The sequence below is a fragment of the Pseudarthrobacter adonitolis genome, from assembly GCF_055412845.1.
On record NZ_JBVAYW010000013.1, the window covers coordinates 74,695 to 93,727 of the forward strand.

Below are 19,033 nucleotides of genomic sequence, written 5' to 3' on the forward strand. Positions count from 1 at the left end.
GCTGCCCCGCATAAACGGTGCGGGGCAGGGCCGCTTGTGCGGGGCAGGGCAGCTGATGCCGCGTACGACGGCGGGTGGCGCCTTAGGTGCGGCTCGGTTCGTTAACGGTCGCCCAGGTTGCCCTCCGGCTGGTACTCCAGGGTGAGGGACAGCTGGGGTTTTGTTGCCGCCGGCGTCGGAGAATCCACGGCGCCGGAGTTAGTGGCGCCTTCGGTGGACGCCCACTCAATCCTGCGGTCCGGGATCTGCTCCACGATCCTGGCTTCCCATTCCCGCCGGACCCGGCGATGTGGGCCACCCACTTCAGGCGGTCGTCCCTGAGCTGGGTCACGCTCTCCACGCCACCCATGAACTGGGGGAAATCTTAGAACTGGGTCCACTGGTTGCAGGCCGTGCTGAGCGGTACATCGACCACAATCCGCTTCTCCATTTTGCGGCTCATGGCGTCTCCTTCGACTGGAACGGGCTGATGACAAACTGGCTAGTCTTCGTCGGTGTCGGCGCCCTCGGCGGGTTCCTGCGAGTGCACGCGGATGTCGGTTGGATCCGCCGTCTCGTCCCCTTCGGCCGGAGCCTCGCTGTGGATGCGCTGTGCCGCTACTGGCTTTTCCTTCATGTCAACCGCTCCCGTGGTGTGTGGAATGTGCCTCAATCATCATTCAGCGCCTCTCAAAGCAGACTGTCAACAACCCCTAAGGACCCATGGCCGTGGCACGTGCTCTGTGCTGGACTGGGGACGCACTAAGCCCGCTTCATCCTGTAAAGCTCTATGGCCAGCCGGTTCTGCCGGCTGTTGGGAAGGAACAATCTCATGGCAACGCAGAAATCGGATACTTCGTGGGGAGCCTGGCCACCGGCTCCATCAATCGCACACTCGCCAAGGCCGAATTTCCGCCGGCAGGCCGCGCCCTCAAGGAAGCGATCGAGGCCTCGGCCGGCATCCTGTTTGTGTCCCCCGAATACAACCGCTCCATTCCGGGAGCCCTCAAGAACGTTATCGACTGGGCACGGCCGTGATGCAGTCCTCCATGCGCAGTGTGGTGAGCTTCCTGGACGCCCCCGGGCCACACCGGTGACCTTGAGCCGGACCCGGAAAAGCTGTCCCGCGAGGCCCACCGCGGTAGATCTGCCGCGGTAAGGGCGTTAGTCCAAGGGAAGGGTTACCGTCACGGTGGTGCCCTGCCCTGGCTTCGAACAGACGACGACCGTGCCGCCGGCCTCGTGCACGGCCACGGACATCAGGCGCAGCCCGTACCCGTGGTGCCGGCCGCTGAAGGCGAGCTGGCTGTCAAAGCCCGTGCCGTCGTCGGACACCACAAGACGGATGCCGTGGCCAACCGCGGATAACTGGACGGTGAGCTCGCCGGCGTCGGAGTACTTGAAGGCGTTGCTCAGCGCTTCGCGCGCCGACTGGTAGAGGAGGGACGCGCAGTCCGCCGGGATCTCGATGCCCCAGTGCGGAGTATCCCAGCGGACTGCCGTTCCTTGCTGACGGAGAGGCCCGGTAAGCCGGTCAATGCAACCGGCCAGCCCCAAGCTGTGAAAGTCGAGCGGGTGGTGATCAGTGATCACTCCTCCCACCGCGACGACTTCTTCCAGAGCTGATTCGTTCCCCATGAATCTTCCTGCTTCCCCGCCGTCTTTTGTGGTGATATATCCACAGTGGACCCCCAACTGCAGGGGATCCGAAAAGATGCCTCAAGATAGGCTCAAATTTTCCGGAAGATTCCGTGTCGTTTTGCCCGTGTCAGCGTCTCTGCCGGGCCAGATCTTCGTTAATCAGGCGGGCAAGTGCGCCAGCGAAGTTTGCGCGTGCGACGGCGGGCGGCAGCTCAGTGCGACCTGCGGCTTCTCAGTACCACCCGCGCCAAACCGGGCTGTGTTGAGTTCTTCTTTACCAGAGTTTGCGCCTTCGTTGTTGGTTCTCTGCTGATGGATTGAGCTGGCACTGGAAAAGTCATGGGAAATAAGAAATTCGACGACTTTTCCCGTGGGGACAATTTACCAAATGCGCGTTGCGTCAAAACTATATATAACTGTCTGCGCTTTCGAACGGAATTTCCCGGCTTCCGCCGGCGCCCTTTCCGGGCCCGGATCCCTGTGATCACGGTACTTATTCCGGCGCACAATGAGGCTGTGGGCATCCGCGAAACCCTGAAATCGCTGAAACTGCAGAGCCGCCTTCCGGACAGGGTGATTGTTGTGGCGGACAATTGCACGGATGCCACCGAGGAAATTGCCCTCACGGAGGGCGCAGAGGTCCTCCGCACCGAGGGTAATTCCGATAAGAAGGCTGGCGCCCTGAACTTCGTGCTTGGCCGTCTCCTTCCCTATGCCGAACCCGAGGACATGATCCTCATCCAAGATGCGGATTCTCAGCTGTCCCGTGACTTTGTCGAGCGGGCCGTTGCCCATCTGCAGCGCGATTCCCGGCTCGGCGCCGTCGGCGGTGTTTTCCGTGGCGGTCACGGCGGGGGCTTCGTGGGGCACCTGCAGCGGAATGAATACGCGCGGTATGCCCGCGACGTAAAACGGCTCAAGGGCAAATGCCTGGTGGTCACCGGAACCGCAGCCCTGTTCCGCGCCCGGACACTGCGCGATGTGATCGCGGCCCGGCTGGACGGGTCACTGCCGCCGGGGAATGGCCGCGGCGGGGTCTATGACACGTCCGTCCTGACCGAGGACAACGAGCTGTCGTTTGCCCTGCTCACGCTGTGTTATCGCATCAAATCGCCTGCGGACTGCACCTTGGTGACCGAGGTGATGCCGTCCTGGCGCGATCTGGGGGCTCAGCGGCTCCGGTGGAAGCGCGGAGCGGTGGAGAACTGCGTGCAGTACGGCTGGACCCGGGTCACATGGCCCTACTGGGGACGGCAGATCCTGGCAATGCTGGGCATCCTGGTGACGCTGGGCTACTTCAGTACGGTGGCGATTGCACTGGGCACGGGGGCCGGGCTGAACATTCAGCCGTTCTGGCTGGCCGTGACCGGTGTCTTCGTGATCGAACGTGTGGTCACGGTGCGGCTGCGGGGATGGAAATACATGCTCGCCGCCGCCACCATGTACGAACTGGTGATCGACCTGTTCCTGCAGGTGGTCCATGCCAGGGCGTACCTGGACGCAGCCCTCAACAAGAAGAAAGCCTGGTAACAACCATGTATGACAACCCAGCAGCTCCTGCCGCGGCAGGAATTGGCTCCGGAACCCTCGCTATGACCGGTGCCGGCGACCTGTTCTGGCTGGCCCTTGCCGCCTTCGCGCTCCTCGCGCTAGGCCTGGCCATCAAGCGGATCGTCCCCGTCCGCGGCGACAAATCCTAGGCTGTTCCGCCGCAAGAGCTGATCAGAGCACAAGACTGCAGGGCGCCCGGTGATCCGGACGCCCTGCCCTTATGTCTGGGCGGAAAGGCGTCAGGTGACCACGCGGAGGACGCTGGAGCAGCCGCCGGTGTCGCACACCTTGTAAGTGGTGGTGTTGCCGCCCTTGAACTTGTTCACGTAGCTCCCGTTGTTGGGCACGGTCTTCTGGACCCCGTTGATCCACAGCGTCACGTCGGAGCCCGTGGCGCCGGTCCATTTCAGCGTGGTGGTGTTCACGCCCGCGGCCTTGGTGGTGGTGGCGGACAGTTTAATGGCCGACGCCGGTGGGGGCGGCGGGGCGGTGGGGACGAAGGAGAAGTCGCGGACCACCACCGATTCCGGCTTCACGTGGGCGGGATCCCCGCCTCCGCCGCCGGTGACCCACAGGTTGAAATGGACCTGCTCCTTCGCCGGCACCGGAACTGTGGTTCCCTGCAGGACCGTGCGCTTCAGGAGGGTGCCGGTGAAGCCCTGGCCGGCGAATGTTTCGAATGTCAGCTTGCCCGGTTCCCACACCATCCGGTGCGTGGTGATGGGGCTGGCGGTGACATCGAAAACTACGGTGTTGTTGCCCTGGCCGGGAGGCTTGGTGGCGTCGAACCAGTACCCGTGGCCCTGGCTGACGGGCCACGATTCGCCGTAGGCTGCTCCGCCGCCCCAGGCTGATGCCTCGCAAAGGTCGATTTCGTTGTAGCCGGGCTCGGCCAGGGGGTCGTAGGTGAACAGGCAGCCCCAGACCACTTCTTTCTGCAGCACGCTGAGGTTCTTCTCCACGGTGGTGCTGTAGGTTCCGTAGCCGAACCCCTGGCGGGTGGACTGGAATTCCGCGCCCACCGGTGCCCCACCCGTGGGGTTGGTGAGGTTCAGGGTGACGTAGCCGTTTGCGTCGGGGTTGCTGACGTTGGCGGCGTCAAACAGCCTGTTGTACTGCGGCGCCCCGCCCCAAAAACGCTTTTCCCAGTTGAAGCCCTTCCACGCGAAGTTCCCGGCCGGGCCGGGGTCCGGCGGCGTGGTTTCGGCGGCCTGGGCGGACGGGATGCACCCCAGCATGGCCAGGCCCGCGGCCGCCACCATGGCCAGGGCTCTCATCGGACGGATGGAATGTGAGACAGGTAACCGAAAAGAAGCCATGCAACGCCCCTTGCGTCTTGCTCCCCAGCGAGCAGCTTTGCGCCCCATTGAGCACACGTTGATCATCAGCCACAGCAGTCACAGAACGCAATAGCCTAAATGCAACTAATTTGAGCCAACCAAATCCTCAATAAATACGCAATATTTTCCGAACCTCAAGAATTCTGCAAATTCTTGCGAAGTGGAATTTTGCTCCCGGAACGGTGTGTAGGCTCACTCATTAGGCCGACCCCTCCGTATCGCTGAAATACCCATCCTCTTGGTACTCACCGGCGATAGACCACGATAGTTGGGATGGTGCGTTGCGTCGGCAGGAAATTATCAAACTTTGGGGGCAAAGATGAAATTATCAAACTTTGGGGGCAAAGATGGTGGAGCGGGGCGTTGCTGTTGTTGTTGAAGACGACGACGACATTAGGACATCGCTGAAGGAGGTGCTGCTGCAGTCCGGGTTTGCCGTGTTTGAAACGTCCTCCGGTTCGGAAGGGGTAAAGGCGGTGCGGGAACACAACCCCGTCATTGTCACCATGGACGTTGGCCTACCGGACTTCGACGGCATTGAGGCCTCGCGCCGGATCCGGACATTCAGCGACGCCTACCTCATCATCGTCACCGGCCGGGTGGAAGAAGCCGATGCGCTGATGGGGTTCGAGGCTGGCGCGGACGACTACCTCACGAAGCCTTTCCGTCCCCGGGAACTGCGTGCCAGAATCGCCGCGATGCTCAGGCGTCCGCGGTCGATTAGTTCCGTTCCCGGGGACAGGAACGCGGCGCCCCGTGCGCTGGCCGCACCGCAACCGGCGGCTCCCGCCGTGCCCGCCGCCGCCGTCGGCGCTCCATCCGCCCACGCCGGCGCCGTCGTCCTGTGCGACTTCGAGCACAGGGGCCTGACGCTGCACGAAGGATCCCGTTCCGCAGCCATCCACGGCGTACCGCTGGACCTGACCCGCACACAGTTTGACCTGCTCCTGGTCCTGATGGAGAACGGCCGGGTGGTGCAGACAAAGGCCGACCTGGTCCGCCGCCTCCGGAACGAGCCGTACAACACCGGTTCGTTCGTCACCGCCGGCGAGGAGCGCGCCGTCGAGGTCCACTTGGGAAACCTGCGCAAGCGCCTGGGCGACAGTTCCCGGTCACCGCGCTGGGTTGAAACGGTGCGTGGCGTGGGGTACCGCCTGGCGCCGTAGCGGCGTCCCGAGGGTCGATACTTCAGTTCGGCGAGGACTTTGGCGACGATTTTTGGACCAGTGGCCATGGACCGGCGCACCGGAAGCACGCGTCTGGACCTTGGCCGGAAGGCCAGCAGCCGGCACGCACTATCTCCACGGACGACGTCGACGATTGGCTGACGGTGATCGGCAGCGGCGAGGCGCTTGCTGGGCGTCACGGCAGAATCAACGGCGCACCCGTACCGGCGCAAGGGTGTTGTGTACCGGCATGTGCGCGACGCCGCCCCTGTCCCCGTCTATGCCGCCTGGTCCAAGACTGACCCGCCTGTGGGCTTCCAGGTCGTCGTCGAGCTGCTCGCAGCCCTCTACTCCTGACCCCGGCCGGTTGTGGGATCCGTTTGTTATCCCGGCAACGGTTCGGCGCCAATCGGGCCGCCGGTGGATCCTTATGCGCCCGCCAGCTCCACAATTTAAGGACCAAAAGCCAGGCCCAAAGGAGGGTGTGATGCGCAGTCCGGCCATTCCAGGCGCGGTAATTCCCCTAGCTATTCTGATGGCGCTGCTGCTGGCGGGGTGCGGCCCGCAGGAAGGACCGACGGCGACGTCGAGTCCCAGCCCCACCGTCACCTCCCCGGCCGCCGGAACCACAACTGCCATGCCGACGGCGACAGTCTCGCCGAGCGCCACCGGCACCGCACCGGCGTCGGCCGCCTGGACCGCCTACACGACGGCGGACGGGCAGCTGATGTTCGATCACCCGGCGGCCTGGAGCGTCAGGGATCCGGCCGGGGAGCTGCCCGAGGGCGGAGGTGCGTTCGCGGAGGTGACCAACGAGGCCGGCAAACCGCTGGCGACGCTCCGGACCAACATGGCCACCGGGTCCACGTGCTTGGAGCGGTTCCCGTACGAGGTGCTGGAGTCTGAAGAAATGCCGCTGCTGGCGCAGGGCGGCGTGGCGCCCTGGTTTGTTTTTGAGACCCGCGGTAACGATGCTGCGCCGGGTCCGGCCAACACGCCGGCCGCGGCCTACGGCATCGCCTGGGCGGCGCCCACGGGCGACTCGGCATGCGCCATCTTCCATTTCTTTACCTGGCCGCCCACCGCTGCCATGTTCGGTGCGTTCTACAACCCCGAGAACAACGTGACGCCGGGGGCCGGGTCCCTGCCGTATCTGGAGCAGGCCAAGAAGTACGCAGAGACCCCGGAGTACCAGGACATCAAACGGATGATCACCTCATTGAGGCCAGCGGGTTAGGCGCCCGGGGGCTCGATGCGAGCCGGCTCAAGGTTCACACAAGATTTGTGGGAGACAGCCATTTTCCGTTCTTGCGCCCGCGTGGAACCGGTAGATTGATCCCGGTTTCGGTCCCCCCACCGAAACCCGGAAGCCCCCGCGCTCGAGTTCAGCTCGCGTGGGGGCTTCCAATCAAGTCAAGGTCCGACGGCGGTGGCTGGATAAGGCGGCAGCCTCGCCGCGCGCAGAGGGGAGGGCCAGGGGTCAGGCGCCCGACGCGTTGTCATCCAGAAGTTGTTGACCGCACAACGCACCATTCATTCCCTCCTGATCTTGGAGTACTTGGAACGTACCCACAGCACTTGCATGGATTGTGCCCACTCTGACAGTTCCGAGAGCTTCAGCGGCAACGGAGGCTGCCGGCACATCGTCAACGTGGACGTCAATATGAAGACGGTTCTTCCCTTGCTTGGTCTCGGGCACGCGTTGGAAGGCTAGGCGCGTCCATCCCGGCGGATCGACGAAAGACCACGCATCGCTTCGATGCACTGGTTCGCCACCGAGGACCGAGGACCAGAACTCCGCGAGTGCGGCGGGCTCTTGGCAATCCACTACGATTTCATCAACGCGTCCAATCATTTCCTGAGCCTATCGCCGCGCCGGGCATCCACGGCAGAGAGCACCACGCCGTCGCTTTCAACTCCCGGCTGTAGCCTCGTGCCCAGCGAGAACTTGGGCGTCGCTGCGATCAGGAGAGCAGCCACGGCCACCGCGGCGCTCAGGATCAGGCCCGGCCGGTACTGTTCCAGCATCGCGGCCGCATCCACGGTGGCACCTGCGTCGGGCGCATTGCCGTGACCGCTCACCATTGCCGTGGTGACGGCCAGCACCAGGGCGGCACCGACTTGGGTGCTGGTCTGGATCAGGCCTGCGGCCAGACCTTGCTCGGCATCCCGGATGCCAGTGGTGGCCTGGACGTTGATGGACGGGAAGGCCAGGGCGAAACCGACCCCCAGCAGCAGGACGGACGGCAGAATGTCGGTCACGTAATTGGGCGAGGTGCCTACGCGAAGGAACAGCACGTATCCGAGCGTCAACGAGGCCAGTCCGGTCAGGATCAGCCGCGGGGCGCCGAATCTCTCGATGAGCCGGTCCGCGAAGGGTGCGCTCGAGGCAACCAGCAGGCCGGTCGGGAGGAGCGCCAGGGCCATGCCAAGGGGGCTCCATCCCAGCACGGACTGCAGGTAGAGCGTCAGGATGAACTGGAAACTCAGGTAGGAACCGAACAGCCCCACCGCGCTGAGGTTTGCCCGGGCAACCCAGCCTTCCTTGAGGATGCTGAACCGGATCAGGGGGTGTTTGACGCGGTTTTCGATCACGGCGAACGCTGCCAGCACTGCGGTGGAGGCCACGAATCCGGCGATAGTTGCCACAGATCCCCAGCCGTTCCCTGGTGCGGATACCAGCGTGTAAACGAGCCCCAGCATGCCGCCCGCGAGTGTGATGGCGCCCCAGACGTCATGCCCGCTCTCTTGCTCCCCGTCTGCGGCCTGGCCTGCGGCTGAGTCCCGGGGGATGTACTTCAGGCCAAGGATCACGACGGCGACTGCCACCGGAACGGAGACCAGGAAGGTCCAGCGCCAGCTCAGGGCGGTCATGAGGCCACCTACAACCAGGCCGAGGGAGAATCCGCTTGCGCCGAACGTGGTGAAGATGGACAAGGCGCGGTTGCGTTCGGGCCCTTCAGCGAAGTTGGTGGTGATGATCGAGAAGGCAGCGGGAGCCGTGAATGCTGCGGCCAGGCCCTTGACGAAACGGGTGGCGATCAGCAGTGCCGGGTCATCCACCAGCCCGCCGAGCAGGGATGCTGCGGCGAAAACGCTGAGCGCAATCAGGAAGATGCGCCGTCGGCCGAGCAGGTCCGCCATTCGTCCGCCCAGCAGGAGCAGGCTTCCGTAGCCGAGCACGTAGGCGGAGACGATCCACTGGAGGGATTCGGTTCCGAGATGAAGTTCGGTGCCGATCGAGGGCAGGGCCACACCGACCATTGATACGTCCAGTGCGTCGAGTGCCAGAACGGTGCACAGGACCAGGAGGAGCATCCATTGTGCACGGGTCCAACGCACAGCTGTAGGCCGGTCTCCGGCTGATCTTTCAAGGGTGGTAGTTGAAGTCATGACAACAACTTATATGACGCGTCATTGAATGACAAGGAATATTATGACGTGGACTTCTAATTGGTCATGAACTAGAATCGCTGCATGGCAACACCGCAGGACCGCCAGTTGGTTGAGCAATGGCGCAGCATCCAAACCACGTACTTCAACACGGCGGGGGCACTGGAGCGTGCGCTGGAATCGAAGTTCAGCATCGGCCTTACGGAGTTTGAAATCCTGGACCTCGTGGCCGAAAGCGCCGACGCGGCATGCCGTATGAAGCAACTCGGTGAGCGCACGCCCATGACCCAGAGCGCCATGTCCAAGGTTGTGGACCGGCTCGACAAAGCCGGACTGATTTCCCGCCAGTCCTGCGAAGATGACCGGCGCTCACTGTTCCTGGAACTCACCGACGCCGGCCGCGCGCTCCACAGGCAAGCCGCCATCGAACACCGTGCCCTGCTCAGGGAAAACCTGGGCAAAGAGTAGCCGTCAGCCATTGCCGTCCTGGCTGGGGCTCTTCGTTGTCCGAGGTCGCGGATTTGATTGCGTGCGTTGCCGACGACGAAGGTGATCAAGTAAGCGACTCCCAGGAGTGCGGAGAAGACCGCGATATCGACGTCGTACGCGACGAGGCCAACAGCGTCGGCGACGACGTAGGCGAATCCGCCGACCCACCCACTCCGAGGGTGACCGCCAGCGCATCCTGGATGATCTTCCGTTGCAGCTCATCAATTCCTCGGAGAAATAGCGTGAAGGCGACGATCCATCCGATGCCGACGACAGGATTGGCAGCCACCGCGGCCCAGCTCGCCACCGGCTGCGAATCCCACAAGAGTTCGGGACCGAACTTGGCCAAGGCAAGGGAGGGTGGCCCCGAGCAGGGCCGCATGGTCGCGAGCATCCTAGGATTCGACTAGTGAGAAAAAGACCGGTGTTCCCGGTGGCCAGGCCCCGGTCACATAGCCTGGATGTCAAGCCTTCAGCGGCCACCGACAATTCTTCGACGCGCGCGATTTAGACTGCATCCATGTCCGAAACTGAACGAACCATCACAGACCCGGTTTTCGAGGCTGCCTACGAGGCCGCACAAAAGAGCCTCCGAGAGGGCGGCATCCCGATCGGTGCTGCCTTGGCCCGCGGCGGGGTCGTCATTGCCAGCGGCCACAACGAGCGTGTTCAGCATGGCGATCCAATCGCCCACGGCGAGATGTCTGCGCTGCGGGCCGCCGGACGTCAAAAGAGCTACCGGGACACAACCCTTTACACCACCCTGGCGCCGTGTGCGATGTGTACCGGGACGATCATCCAATTCAAGATTCCGCGCGTGGTGGTGGGCGAAGCCGAGACGTTCCAAGGCGAATTCGAACTTCTGCGCTCACGCGGCGTCGACGTGGTGGTGTTGAATGATGCCCGATGCGTTGAGATGATGCGCACCTTCCAGGACGAACACCCTGAACTGTGGGCGGAGGACATCGCCGAGTAGTCAACGCATAAAGGAGCTCCGGTGAAATAAGTCAGACCCGGCCAAGGCTATCGAGTCCGCGAAATCGTATCTCTGTAGCCTGGCGGTCCCGCACCGCCAGGCGTTCTTCTCCAGATTTGCCATCTGCCGATGGCGACAACCCCGCCTGGAGCCTACGCCGCAGCCCTCACGGCGCTGACAGGCATCGTGCGCAAAACTCAACACCGGGCGCAACACTGCCATGACCAAGGCGTGAGCGGGACGACGGCTCGACTACAGCCAAGGAAGGGGGCCCCTCCCCTGACCCACGAAGGAGCCTATAGCCGATCTTTTGTAAGGCTGGGGCGTGCAGGGCGCACCCGTGGACTTTACTTTTCCGGGGAAGGCTTCGCACCTGCGGGACGGATAGACTCGGGCGTGCCGGGGCGGTGCTGCCGGCTTCGCGGTCGGCTTGCTCGGAGAGACCCAAATCATCGGAGCCGTGAGCTGTGAGTATCGGAGTCGATTTTCTTGCCACGTTTGTCGGCAGGTTGCCGCATTCGTTAGCAAAGGCATCATCCGCATAGCCGGACTTTGGTCCGTTAAGTGGTGCCGCCCGTGTTCGGGCCCACCCTCCCCGGTCTGAGGCGGATTACTCTTTGAAGGCGTCCTTGACCTGCTCGCCGGCCTGTTCGGATCTGCTTTGGCCTGGTCGCCCTTGCCTTCGGCTTTCAGGCCCGGATCGTCTTTGGCTTCACCGGCAGCTTCCTTGCCCTTGCCGCCAAGCTTCTCGGCGGCGTTCCCGATCTTGTCGTCCAAACCCACAGTGTCACTTCCTCAGGTTGGTTGCCGCCTGCGGGCTGCCTGCGGCTCACCCTCTCCTCGTAAATCGGACCTTGCCAGTTGCTAAGCATGCTGATTAAAATCGTATCCATAGCGCCACTACGACGCTGATGGTCCTTTGGAAGGAAGTACGTCATGGGAATTCTCGGTTTTCTTCTGCTCGGCCTGATTGCGGGAGCCATCGCCAAAGCCATACTCCCCGGCCAGCAAGGCGGGGGCTGGCTGATCACCCTGGTTCTGGGCGTCGTCGGAGCGATCCTCGGCGGATGGATCGGCTCACTGATCTTCGGCGGAGGTCTCGCGGAATTCTTCGACCTCAGGACCTGGCTGCTGGCCATTCTTGGCGCCTTGATCGTCCTGGGAATCTACGGGGCAGTGACCCGCAGGAGCCGCGTCTGACCCGGACGGCCTTGCCCCGGGATACCGATAACGTCCCTATGCTGTTGTCCGGGAAGGGGACCGGCGTCCCGTTCACCCGGCCGTACCGGCCTGCCGCAGGGGTGGGGCTTGTTTGTTGTAGAGTAGCCGGTCCGGTTGAACCGGGGTGCAAGCGGTCTGCCCTCCGGCCAGGGCGCCAGAACTACGAACGGGGCTTGAACATGATCGTCGAACGCTCATTGGCTGCGTACCTGCACAGGCACCTGATAGCGGCGGCGGCAGTTGAGCCCCTCTTCGGGCAGCCCGTCAGGACCTGGCCGGGCCCCTTTGGGACGGCCATCCTTTCGTCACTGCCAGGAACTAGCCTGACGCTATGCGCATCGGCATAGTGGCCCCGCCCTGGATTCCCGTTCCGCCACCGGGATATGGGGGAATTGAATCGGTGATAGACACCTTGGCCCGCGGCTTGGTGCGGGCGGGCCACGAGGTGTTGCTGGCCGCGCCGCAGGAGAGCACCTGTCCGGTACCGAAAGTTCCCGGGACCGGGTCAGCGAAGGGCGCCACCATGGGCAACACCCTCGACGAGATGGATCACGTCATTCGTGCGTACGCCGCCATGGCGGGCACCGACATCATCCATGACCACACGCTCGCCGGTTCCGTTTACCGGCACAAGCCTGCCGGCGTTCCTGTCGTGACGACGGTGCACAGCCCTTTCGGGGCAAAGGTCCGGTCGCTTTGCCGGGCTTTGGCTGCCGATGTGGCCATAGTGGCGATATCGGATCACCAAGCCGGAACGGCGGGTGTCATTCCGATCGCCGCCGTCATCCACCATGGCCTGGCGATGGAGGGTATCCCCGTTGGCAGGGGAGACGGGGGCTATGCGTGCTTTCTGGGTCGAATGCATCCGTACAAGGGAGTTACGCAGGCCATCGAGATCGCACGGGCGGGCGGGGTTCCGCTCCGCATTGCCGCAAAGATGCAGAATCAGCAGGAGCATGAATATTTCAACACGCAGGTCCGGCCAAAACTGAGCTCCAATGAGGAGTTTCTCGGCGAGGTGGGCGGCATGGAGAAATACCAGCTGCTCGGCGGAGCACTTGCCCTAATCAATCCGATCCAATGGGCAGAACCTTTCGGGATGGTCATGATCGAGTCGCTGGCGGCGGGAACCCCGGTGCTGGCCACCACCAACGGTTCGGCCCCTGAAATTGTCGAAGACGCGGTGACCGGCTTTCTTAGGTCCACGCCTGAGGGGCTGGCCCGCACCCTGCCGGACTGCGAACGGTTGGACCGCACGGCGTGTCGCCGGGCCGCGGAGAAGAATTTCAGTGCCGATCGAATGGTCGCCGCCCATCTTGACCTCTACACCAGAATCTGCGCTGGCACTGCGGCGCCGACAGTCCCTGCAGCCGCTCCGGAGCCCATCGATGCGTGGCCGTTCCCCGACCGACAAATGGGGCGGGCCGGTTCCCCCGTTTTTCTTGACGACCGCGGCGCCGAACCCGCCCGATGACGAGCCACGCTTCGGACCCGACCTTTACGGGCTGGTCCACCTGTCCCGCGGCCCGGGGTGCGCGGCGAAACCGACGCCGGCAGGGGTGTCGCCGATCGGCGCTTCTCCCCCGTGATTCAGGGGATTTTAAGCGCCGATAATCGACGTTACGTTTATCGGAGGAGCCCCCTCTCCGTAGTCGATTAGTAGGAAACCGCGGCGAACTCTTGGGGGCCGGCATCAGCTACCGTCAATCCATGAGCCGGATCCGTTGGGCCGAAGGGGCGTGGGCGCTGCTTGTCCTAATCGCGGCCGCCACAATGGCCTGCGGGCTGGCCGACGCGTTCACCGTCATCCTTGCGCCACCCACCTATCCGGTGGGGCACCGGCTGGTGCTGCTCGGATCGCTAGGGTTTGCCGGCGCCGCGGTGTGGGCCTGGCTGCGGCCGGTGCCCAGATGGGTACCGGTTCTCACGGCCCTGCCCGCGGTGGTGATCGGCGGGCTCGCCCTGCAGTTGGAGGAGGGTGGCTGGGGCGTCCCAGCCGGGCTCATCCTCCTCCCCGCCGCGCTCATCGCGATGCTGGCAGACCTGATCAGCCCGTACGACGCCGGCCGGCCGGGCGGCGCATGCAGGAATCCCACCAAAATAGTCCGCGTAGTTCCCAGCCTCCGGACGTAAACTGACCTCCGCACCAACTCTTGCGGGACAGAACCCTTGGAGCCGCCATGCTCTGGAAACTGCTTGTTGAATACCTGCGGCCGCACCGGCAGCTGCTGATCGCCGTCGTGATTTTCCAGCTGGCGCAGTCCATCGCATCGCTGTACCTGCCCACGCTGAACGCGGACATCATCGATGAGGGCGTGGCCAAGGGGGACACCGGCGTCATCCTCAGCCTGGGCGGCCTGATGCTGGGAATCACATTGCTGCAGATCGTCTGCGCGGTCATTGCCGTGTACTTCGGGGCGAAAGCGGCCATGGGTGTGGGCCGGGACCTGCGCGGCGCCATCTTCACGCGGGTGGGGGAGTTCTCCGAGCAGGAAGTGACCCGGTTCGGCGCGCCTAGCCTCATCACGCGGTCCACCAATGATGTCCAGCAGGTCCAGCAGCTGGTGCTGATGGCGGCCACCATGATGGTGGCCGCGCCCATGCTCGCCATCGGCGGCGTGATCATGGCCGTCCGGCAGGACGTGCAGCTGTCCTGGCTGATCGCCGTCGCCGTGCCGGTCCTCATGATCGGGGTGGGGCTGATCATCATCCGGATGGTGCCGCTGTTCCGGAAGATGCAGAAGCGGATCGACACCGTGAACCGGGTCCTCCGCGAGCAGCTCACCGGCATCCGGGTGGTGCGCGCGTTCGTCCGCGAGGACATCGAGACTGCCCGCTTCGCCCAGGCCAACGAGGACGTCACGGATACCGCGCTGCGTGCCGGCCGGCTGATGGCGCTCGCGTTCCCCGTGGTGATGCTGGTGCTGAACGTCTCCAGCGTGGCGGTGATCTGGTTCGGCTCGTTCCGGATCGAGGACGGCTCCATGCAGGTGGGCACGCTCATCGCGTTCCTGAGCTACCTCATGCAGATCCTGATGTCCGTCATGATGGCTACGTTTATGGCGGTGATGATCCCGCGCGCCGCGGTCTCGGCCGACCGGATCGGCGAGGTGCTGGACACCGAGTCGAGCGTCCGCCCGCCGAAGAATCCCCTGAGCAGCGCCGTGCGCCGCGGGGAACTGGAAATGCTCGACGCCGGATTCGCCTACCCGGGTGCCGATCAGCCCGTCCTCTCCGGGATCAGCTTCACCGCCAGGGCCGGGCAGACGACGGCGATCATCGGCAGTACCGGCGCGGGGAAGACCACCCTGGTGAACCTCATGCCGCGGCTGTTCGACGCGACCACCGGCTCGGTCCGGATCGACGGCGTGGACGTGCGCGAGCTGCACCCGGACCTGCTTTGGGGGCACATCGGTCTGGTCCCGCAGCGGCCTTACCTGTTCACCGGCACCGTCCGCAGCAACCTGCAGTACGGCAAGCCGGACGCCACTGAGGACGAGCTCTGGTCCGCGCTGGAGATTGCCCAGGCGCGCGACTTCGTCGCGGAGATGGAGGGCGGGCTGGACGCGCCCATCTCCCAGGGCGGCACCAACGTCTCCGGCGGACAGCGGCAGCGGCTGGCCATCGCCCGGGCGCTGGTGAAACGGCCCGAGCTGTACATCTTTGACGACTCGTTCTCCTCGCTGGACACCGGCACCGACGCCCGGCTGCGGCAGGCCCTCAAGCGCAACACCGCCGGCGCCACCCTGGTGATCATCGCCCAGCGCGTCTCCAGCATCGTGGACGCGGACCAGATATTAGTGCTCGACGACGGCAGGATCGTCGCGCGCGGAACGCACAGTGAGCTGCTGGAGACGTCGGAGACGTACCGGGAGATTGTCTCCTCCCAGCTGGCAGCGGAGGAGACGGTATGAGCACGCCGCACCGGCCGCCGTCGGGCGCCACCCACCATGCCGCCCAAGGCGGAACAGCACCGGCCTCGAAAACCGGGACTGCCGACGTCGTACGCATTCCCCGTCCGGCGGGCGGGCCGGGACGCGGCGGACCGTTCGCGGGGATGAACGTGCCGGCGGAGAAGGCGATGAACTTCTGGCCGTCGGCCAAACGGTTGCTGGGCACGCTGCGGCCGGAGCGGGCGTGGCTGCTGCTGGTGCTGATCATGGGGGTGGCCAGCGTGACGCTCTCGGTGATCGGGCCGCGGCTGCTGGGGGAGGGCACCAACCTGATTTTCGCCGGGGTGGTGTCCCGGGAGTTGCCCGCCGGGGTGAGCAAGGCGGAGCTGATCGCGCAGCTGCGCGCCGCGGGGGAGAACCAGAGGGCGGACATGCTGACGCCTATGGCGCTGACGCCGGGGGAGGGGATCGACTTCGCGGCGCTGTCCGGCGTGCTGCTGTGGGCGCTGGTGCTGTACGTGCTGGCGTCGGCGTTTATGTGGGTGCAGGCGTATGTGCTGAACGGGGTGGTGCAGCGGACGGTGTTCGGGCTGCGCGAGGAGATCGAGGCGAAGATCCACCGGCTGCCGCTGCGGTATTTCGATTCGATCCAGCGCGGTGAGCTGCTGAGCCGGGTGACGAACGACGTCGACAACATTTCGCAGAGCCTGCAGCAGTCCATCAGCCAGGCGGTCACGTCGGTGCTGACGGTGGTGGGCGTGCTGGTGATGATGTTCATCCTCTCGCCCACGCTGGCGCTGATCGCGCTGGTGACCGTGCCGCTGACGCTGGGGATCACGGCGCTGATCGCCAAGCGCTCGCAGAAACTGTTTGTGGCGCAGTGGAAGAACACGGGGGAGCTGAACGGGCAGATCGAGGAGACGTACACCGGGCATGCGCTGGTGAAGGTGTTCGGCCGGCAGCGCGAGGTGGAGGAGCGGTTCCGGCAGAAGAACGTGGAGCTGTACGACGCGAGCTTCGGCGCGCAGTTCATTTCCGGGCTGATCATGCCGGCCATGACGTTCATCGGGAACCTGGTGTACGTGGGGATCGCGGTGGTGGGCGGCCTGCAGGTGGCGTCCGGGGCCATGCAGCTGGGCGACGTGCAGGCGTTCATCCAGTACTCGCGGCAGTTCACCATGCCGCTGGCGCAGCTGGGGTCCATGGCCAACCTGCTGCAGTCCGGGGTGGCTTCCGCCGAGCGGGTGTTCTCGTTGTTGGATGAGGACGAGCAGTCGCCGGATCCTGCTGGTGGGGTTTCTGTTGATGGCGCGGGGCGGGGACGGCTCGTGTTTGAATCTGTTTCCTTCTCGTATTCGCCGGACAAGCCGCTGATTTCTTCGCTTTCTTTGGTGGCGGAGCCGGGGCAGACGGTGGCCATCGTCGGGCCGACCGGTGCAGGGAAGACCACCCTGGTGAACCTGATGATGCGGTTCTACGAGCTGGACGCCGGGCGGATAACGCTCGACGGCGTGGACGTCACCTCAGTCTCCAGGCGCGAGCTGCGCTCGCGGCTGGGCATGGTGCTGCAGGATACGTGGCTGTTCGGCGGGACTATCCGGGACAACATCGCGTACGGCCGGCCTACCGCTACCGAGGACGAGATCCTGGAGGCGGCGCGGGCGACGTACGTGGACCGGTTTGTGCACTCGCTGCCGGAAGGATACGACACCGTGCTGGAGGACGAGGGCTCCAATGTGTCCGCAGGCGAGAAGCAGCTGCTGACGATTGCGCGGGCGTTCCTGGCGCGGCCTTCCGTTTTGATTCTGGACGAGGCGACGAGCTCGGTGGACACCCGGACAGAGGTGCTGGTGCAGAAGGCCATGCGCGCGTTGCGGTCCGACCGGACGAGCTTTGTGATCGCACACCGCCTGTCCACCATCCGCGACGCCGACCTCATCCTGGTGATGGAGGCCGGCCAGATCGTGGAGCAGGGGACGCACGCTTCGTTGCTGGCTGCCGGTGGGGCTTATGCGCGGCTGTACGAGGCGCAGTTTGCGGCTCCCGTGGCAGAGGTTTAAGGGCCCTTCGTAGGGGGAGTCTGGTTAGGGGCGTCCGTGCGATTCCTGTTGCCGCACAGTGCGACCAGAAGTTGGATTTTGAGAGCCGCGACGCACTTCGTGCGCTTCCCAGATCCAGCCGAGTATCAGATTCGAATGCGTGCCATCGCTGGAATCCTCACTTCAGCAGCGACTCGCGCGAGGCCTGGTGCCGCGAAGCTTATGCCAATGATTGAGGCGAACAACCTTCCGTCTCCGTTGATCTACCGAAGGGGGACCTGCGACATTTTGACTGTGATGGCTGATGCTGCGGTTCCCAAAGTTTCTCTAAGTAGTTCTCGGACAGCCCTTTCGCGTAGTTTTCGGTCTCCTCCTGGTCCGATAGTCACGGATACAAGCGCTTTCGACGGAAATTTGCGGCTGACATAAGGAGTTATGCCAAGCGGACCAGTCCTGAAATTCAGGTCAACTGCTGAATCTTGCGGAGCGAAAGCTGCCGCTCGGTATCTGGAACGGACCATGTGGGAAGTGATCATTGTTCGCCATTCGCGTTCTTCTGCGAAACCCGGATTCTTAATGGAGGCCAGCAGTCTTAGGACAAGTACTTGTTGATGCCGGGCTTCAACACCGGCGTGGATGCCCTTTGTCGGCGCAAGCTCCGAAACCATGTGTTCCAAGCTTGAGGATGCCTCGTTCACGCCATATCTAATCCACGTAAGTATCGGAGAGAACAAGAGGTCGCTGAGGGTCGGATCCAATAAACGCGGTTCGAAACCGAGTGCGTATCCACCGGGCCCGGCGTAGCCGCGCCATTGGCTGAGTAGATCTCCATCCTCACAGAAGCATGTGACATAGGCCCGCTCGTCGCTTTCGAGGCGTTCGATCGACCGAACATACGAGCTGAGCTCCCGCAGGATCAGAACTTGAGAATGCCCCGGATGGCCTGGGCTATGCTCGGCCGCCGCTCCTCCCAAACTGCATACTTTCGCTTCGATCTTCCCCAGCAGTTCCGAAGAAGCGTGGGTCAGTTCTTCCGCATCGTTTAGGAACTCAATGTCGGTTGCCCACAAAGCGCGAGAAGTGAGGATGCCGACCAATCCCTCGGTAGAGGTGTAGTGGTACAGGATGCCTGGAAAAGCTCTTGCCAATGTCTTACTTGCCTTTGTGATTGATGACCGGCGGCCAAATCGTTACCGGCCTACAGTTGACGTGCGGCGACGGGTCCCGGATTAGGGCATGTCTCCTAATTCCTTGAGCCAGATGGTGATGGCGCGGAGGACGACTCCGCCGCGGTAGGTCAGAGCGAGCTTGTCGTAGCGGGTGGCGAGGCCGCGCCATTGCTTGA

At 63.9% G+C, this 19,033-nt stretch carries 20 protein-coding genes and 3 pseudogenes; 14 read left to right on the forward strand and 9 right to left on the reverse strand.

What is annotated here, in order from left to right; translation table 11 throughout:
- Positions 1–101: 101 nt before the first annotated feature.
- A complete protein-coding gene (locus ACZYZ4_RS13650) occupies positions 102–302 on the reverse strand; it encodes an SRPBCC family protein (RefSeq protein ID WP_463861683.1) in 201 nt (66 codons plus the stop codon).
- A gap of 179 nt (positions 303–481) precedes the next feature.
- Positions 482–616, reverse strand: a complete 135-nt coding sequence (locus ACZYZ4_RS13655; protein ID WP_463861685.1) for a hypothetical protein — start codon at positions 614–616, stop codon at positions 482–484.
- Between the two features lie 167 nt (positions 617–783).
- Between ACZYZ4_RS13655 and ACZYZ4_RS13660 the strand changes: the two are divergent.
- Positions 784–1,061: pseudogene (locus ACZYZ4_RS13660) on the forward strand (NADPH-dependent FMN reductase); the annotation flags it as partial.
- An 82-nt stretch (positions 1,062–1,143) separates the two neighbouring features.
- Here the strand turns inward: ACZYZ4_RS13660 and ACZYZ4_RS13665 are convergent.
- Positions 1,144–1,617 carry a sensor histidine kinase gene (locus tag ACZYZ4_RS13665; RefSeq protein WP_463861687.1) on the reverse strand — a complete coding sequence of 158 codons (474 nt, stop codon included), beginning with the start codon at positions 1,615–1,617 and terminating at the stop codon, positions 1,144–1,146.
- A gap of 483 nt (positions 1,618–2,100) precedes the next feature.
- On the opposite strand from ACZYZ4_RS13665, the gene ACZYZ4_RS13670 reads away from it, so the two are divergent.
- Together ACZYZ4_RS13670 and ACZYZ4_RS13675 are read left to right on the forward strand one after the other, a co-directional pair.
- On the forward strand, positions 2,101–3,150 hold the full coding sequence (locus tag ACZYZ4_RS13670; protein ID WP_463861689.1) for a glycosyltransferase family 2 protein: 1,050 nt from the start codon (positions 2,101–2,103) through the stop codon (positions 3,148–3,150).
- A 5-nt stretch (positions 3,151–3,155) separates the two neighbouring features.
- Positions 3,156–3,320: a hypothetical protein gene (locus tag ACZYZ4_RS13675; protein WP_181577441.1), complete on the forward strand. Its 165-nt coding sequence runs from the start codon at positions 3,156–3,158 to the stop codon at positions 3,318–3,320.
- 90 nt (positions 3,321–3,410) lie between these two features.
- Here the strand turns inward: ACZYZ4_RS13675 and ACZYZ4_RS13680 are convergent, their stop codons facing one another.
- Complete coding sequence (locus ACZYZ4_RS13680) at positions 3,411–4,448, reverse strand: LamG domain-containing protein (RefSeq protein WP_463861692.1); 1,038 nt, start codon at positions 4,446–4,448, stop codon at positions 3,411–3,413.
- A gap of 410 nt (positions 4,449–4,858) precedes the next feature.
- On the opposite strand from ACZYZ4_RS13680, the gene ACZYZ4_RS13685 reads away from it, so the two are divergent.
- The 3 genes from ACZYZ4_RS13685 (at position 4,859) to ACZYZ4_RS13695 (ending at position 6,914) form a co-directional block, all read left to right on the forward strand.
- Positions 4,859–5,677 carry a response regulator transcription factor gene (locus ACZYZ4_RS13685; protein ID WP_463861732.1) on the forward strand — a complete coding sequence of 273 codons (819 nt, stop codon included), beginning with the start codon at positions 4,859–4,861 and terminating at the stop codon, positions 5,675–5,677.
- 186 nt (positions 5,678–5,863) lie between these two features.
- Positions 5,864–6,034: a hypothetical protein gene (locus ACZYZ4_RS13690; protein WP_463861694.1), complete on the forward strand. Its 171-nt coding sequence runs from the start codon at positions 5,864–5,866 to the stop codon at positions 6,032–6,034.
- A 130-nt stretch (positions 6,035–6,164) separates the two neighbouring features.
- Positions 6,165–6,914 carry a hypothetical protein gene (locus ACZYZ4_RS13695; RefSeq protein WP_463861696.1) on the forward strand — a complete coding sequence of 250 codons (750 nt, stop codon included), beginning with the start codon at positions 6,165–6,167 and terminating at the stop codon, positions 6,912–6,914.
- A gap of 243 nt (positions 6,915–7,157) precedes the next feature.
- Here the strand turns inward: ACZYZ4_RS13695 and ACZYZ4_RS13700 are convergent, their stop codons facing one another.
- Together ACZYZ4_RS13700 and ACZYZ4_RS13705 are read right to left on the reverse strand one after the other, a co-directional pair.
- Complete coding sequence (locus ACZYZ4_RS13700; protein ID WP_463861698.1) at positions 7,158–7,532, reverse strand: VOC family protein; 375 nt, start codon at positions 7,530–7,532, stop codon at positions 7,158–7,160.
- Entirely contained in the window at positions 7,529–9,070 is a 1,542-nt protein-coding gene (locus ACZYZ4_RS13705; RefSeq protein ID WP_463861700.1) for an MFS transporter, read from the reverse strand. The genes ACZYZ4_RS13700 and ACZYZ4_RS13705 overlap by 4 nt, the downstream gene beginning before the upstream one ends.
- An 84-nt stretch (positions 9,071–9,154) precedes the next feature.
- Between ACZYZ4_RS13705 and ACZYZ4_RS13710 the strand changes: the two genes are divergently transcribed.
- From ACZYZ4_RS13710 to ACZYZ4_RS13720, 3 genes are all read left to right on the forward strand, one after another.
- On the forward strand, positions 9,155–9,538 hold the full coding sequence (locus tag ACZYZ4_RS13710) for a MarR family winged helix-turn-helix transcriptional regulator (protein WP_463861701.1): 384 nt from the start codon (positions 9,155–9,157) through the stop codon (positions 9,536–9,538).
- A gap of 35 nt (positions 9,539–9,573) precedes the next feature.
- Positions 9,574–9,969 carry a hypothetical protein gene (locus ACZYZ4_RS13715; protein ID WP_463861703.1) on the forward strand — a complete coding sequence of 132 codons (396 nt, stop codon included), beginning with the start codon at positions 9,574–9,576 and terminating at the stop codon, positions 9,967–9,969.
- A 110-nt stretch (positions 9,970–10,079) separates the two neighbouring features.
- A complete protein-coding gene (locus ACZYZ4_RS13720; RefSeq protein ID WP_463861705.1) occupies positions 10,080–10,535 on the forward strand; it encodes a nucleoside deaminase in 456 nt (151 codons plus the stop codon).
- Positions 10,536–11,145: 610 nt separating this feature from the next.
- On the opposite strand, the pseudogene ACZYZ4_RS13725 reads toward ACZYZ4_RS13720, so the two are convergent.
- Positions 11,146–11,318 (reverse strand): annotated as a pseudogene (locus ACZYZ4_RS13725) (CsbD family protein).
- A gap of 153 nt (positions 11,319–11,471) precedes the next feature.
- On the opposite strand from ACZYZ4_RS13725, the gene ACZYZ4_RS13730 reads away from it, so the two are divergent.
- From ACZYZ4_RS13730 to ACZYZ4_RS13750, 5 genes are all read left to right on the forward strand, one after another.
- Positions 11,472–11,735: a GlsB/YeaQ/YmgE family stress response membrane protein gene (locus tag ACZYZ4_RS13730; protein WP_463861707.1), complete on the forward strand. Its 264-nt coding sequence runs from the start codon at positions 11,472–11,474 to the stop codon at positions 11,733–11,735.
- A gap of 352 nt (positions 11,736–12,087) precedes the next feature.
- On the forward strand, positions 12,088–13,230 hold the full coding sequence (locus ACZYZ4_RS13735; protein WP_463861709.1) for a glycosyltransferase family 4 protein: 1,143 nt from the start codon (positions 12,088–12,090) through the stop codon (positions 13,228–13,230).
- A gap of 236 nt (positions 13,231–13,466) precedes the next feature.
- Positions 13,467–13,889, forward strand: a complete 423-nt coding sequence (locus tag ACZYZ4_RS13740) for a hypothetical protein (RefSeq protein ID WP_463861711.1) — start codon at positions 13,467–13,469, stop codon at positions 13,887–13,889.
- Positions 13,890–13,936: 47 nt separating this feature from the next.
- On the forward strand, positions 13,937–15,670 hold the full coding sequence (locus ACZYZ4_RS13745) for an ABC transporter ATP-binding protein (RefSeq protein WP_463861712.1): 1,734 nt from the start codon (positions 13,937–13,939) through the stop codon (positions 15,668–15,670).
- Positions 15,667–17,709, forward strand: coding sequence for an ABC transporter ATP-binding protein (locus ACZYZ4_RS13750; RefSeq protein ID WP_463861714.1), 2,043 nt, complete (start codon positions 15,667–15,669; stop codon positions 17,707–17,709). The genes ACZYZ4_RS13745 and ACZYZ4_RS13750 overlap by 4 nt, the downstream gene beginning before the upstream one ends.
- A 242-nt stretch (positions 17,710–17,951) precedes the next feature.
- Here the strand turns inward: ACZYZ4_RS13750 and ACZYZ4_RS13755 are convergent, their stop codons facing one another.
- On the reverse strand, positions 17,952–18,836 hold the full coding sequence (locus ACZYZ4_RS13755) for a DUF2971 domain-containing protein (protein ID WP_463861716.1): 885 nt from the start codon (positions 18,834–18,836) through the stop codon (positions 17,952–17,954).
- Positions 18,837–18,917: 81 nt separating this feature from the next.
- A pseudogene (locus ACZYZ4_RS13760) lies at positions 18,918–19,033 on the reverse strand (IS5/IS1182 family transposase); the annotation flags it as partial.

Coding starts and splice junctions, on each gene's coding strand:
- ACZYZ4_RS13655 (WP_463861685.1), bottom strand. CDS start 616: ATGAAGGAAAAGCCAGTAGCGGCACAGCGCATCCACAGCGAGGCTCCG.
- ACZYZ4_RS13665 (WP_463861687.1), bottom strand. CDS start 1,617: ATGGGGAACGAATCAGCTCTGGAAGAAGTCGTCGCGGTGGGAGGAGTG.
- ACZYZ4_RS13675 (WP_181577441.1), top strand. CDS start 3,156: ATGTATGACAACCCAGCAGCTCCTGCCGCGGCAGGAATTGGCTCCGGA.
- ACZYZ4_RS13680 (WP_463861692.1), bottom strand. CDS start 4,448: ATGAGAGCCCTGGCCATGGTGGCGGCCGCGGGCCTGGCCATGCTGGGG.
- ACZYZ4_RS13685 (WP_463861732.1), top strand. CDS start 4,859: ATGGTGGAGCGGGGCGTTGCTGTTGTTGTTGAAGACGACGACGACATT.
- ACZYZ4_RS13695 (WP_463861696.1), top strand. CDS start 6,165: ATGCGCAGTCCGGCCATTCCAGGCGCGGTAATTCCCCTAGCTATTCTG.
- ACZYZ4_RS13700 (WP_463861698.1), bottom strand. CDS start 7,532: ATGATTGGACGCGTTGATGAAATCGTAGTGGATTGCCAAGAGCCCGCC.
- ACZYZ4_RS13705 (WP_463861700.1), bottom strand. CDS start 9,070: ATGACTTCAACTACCACCCTTGAAAGATCAGCCGGAGACCGGCCTACA.
- ACZYZ4_RS13710 (WP_463861701.1), top strand. CDS start 9,155: ATGGCAACACCGCAGGACCGCCAGTTGGTTGAGCAATGGCGCAGCATC.
- ACZYZ4_RS13720 (WP_463861705.1), top strand. CDS start 10,080: ATGTCCGAAACTGAACGAACCATCACAGACCCGGTTTTCGAGGCTGCC.
- ACZYZ4_RS13730 (WP_463861707.1), top strand. CDS start 11,472: ATGGGAATTCTCGGTTTTCTTCTGCTCGGCCTGATTGCGGGAGCCATC.
- ACZYZ4_RS13735 (WP_463861709.1), top strand. CDS start 12,088: ATGCGCATCGGCATAGTGGCCCCGCCCTGGATTCCCGTTCCGCCACCG.
- ACZYZ4_RS13740 (WP_463861711.1), top strand. CDS start 13,467: ATGAGCCGGATCCGTTGGGCCGAAGGGGCGTGGGCGCTGCTTGTCCTA.
- ACZYZ4_RS13745 (WP_463861712.1), top strand. CDS start 13,937: ATGCTCTGGAAACTGCTTGTTGAATACCTGCGGCCGCACCGGCAGCTG.
- ACZYZ4_RS13750 (WP_463861714.1), top strand. CDS start 15,667: ATGAGCACGCCGCACCGGCCGCCGTCGGGCGCCACCCACCATGCCGCC.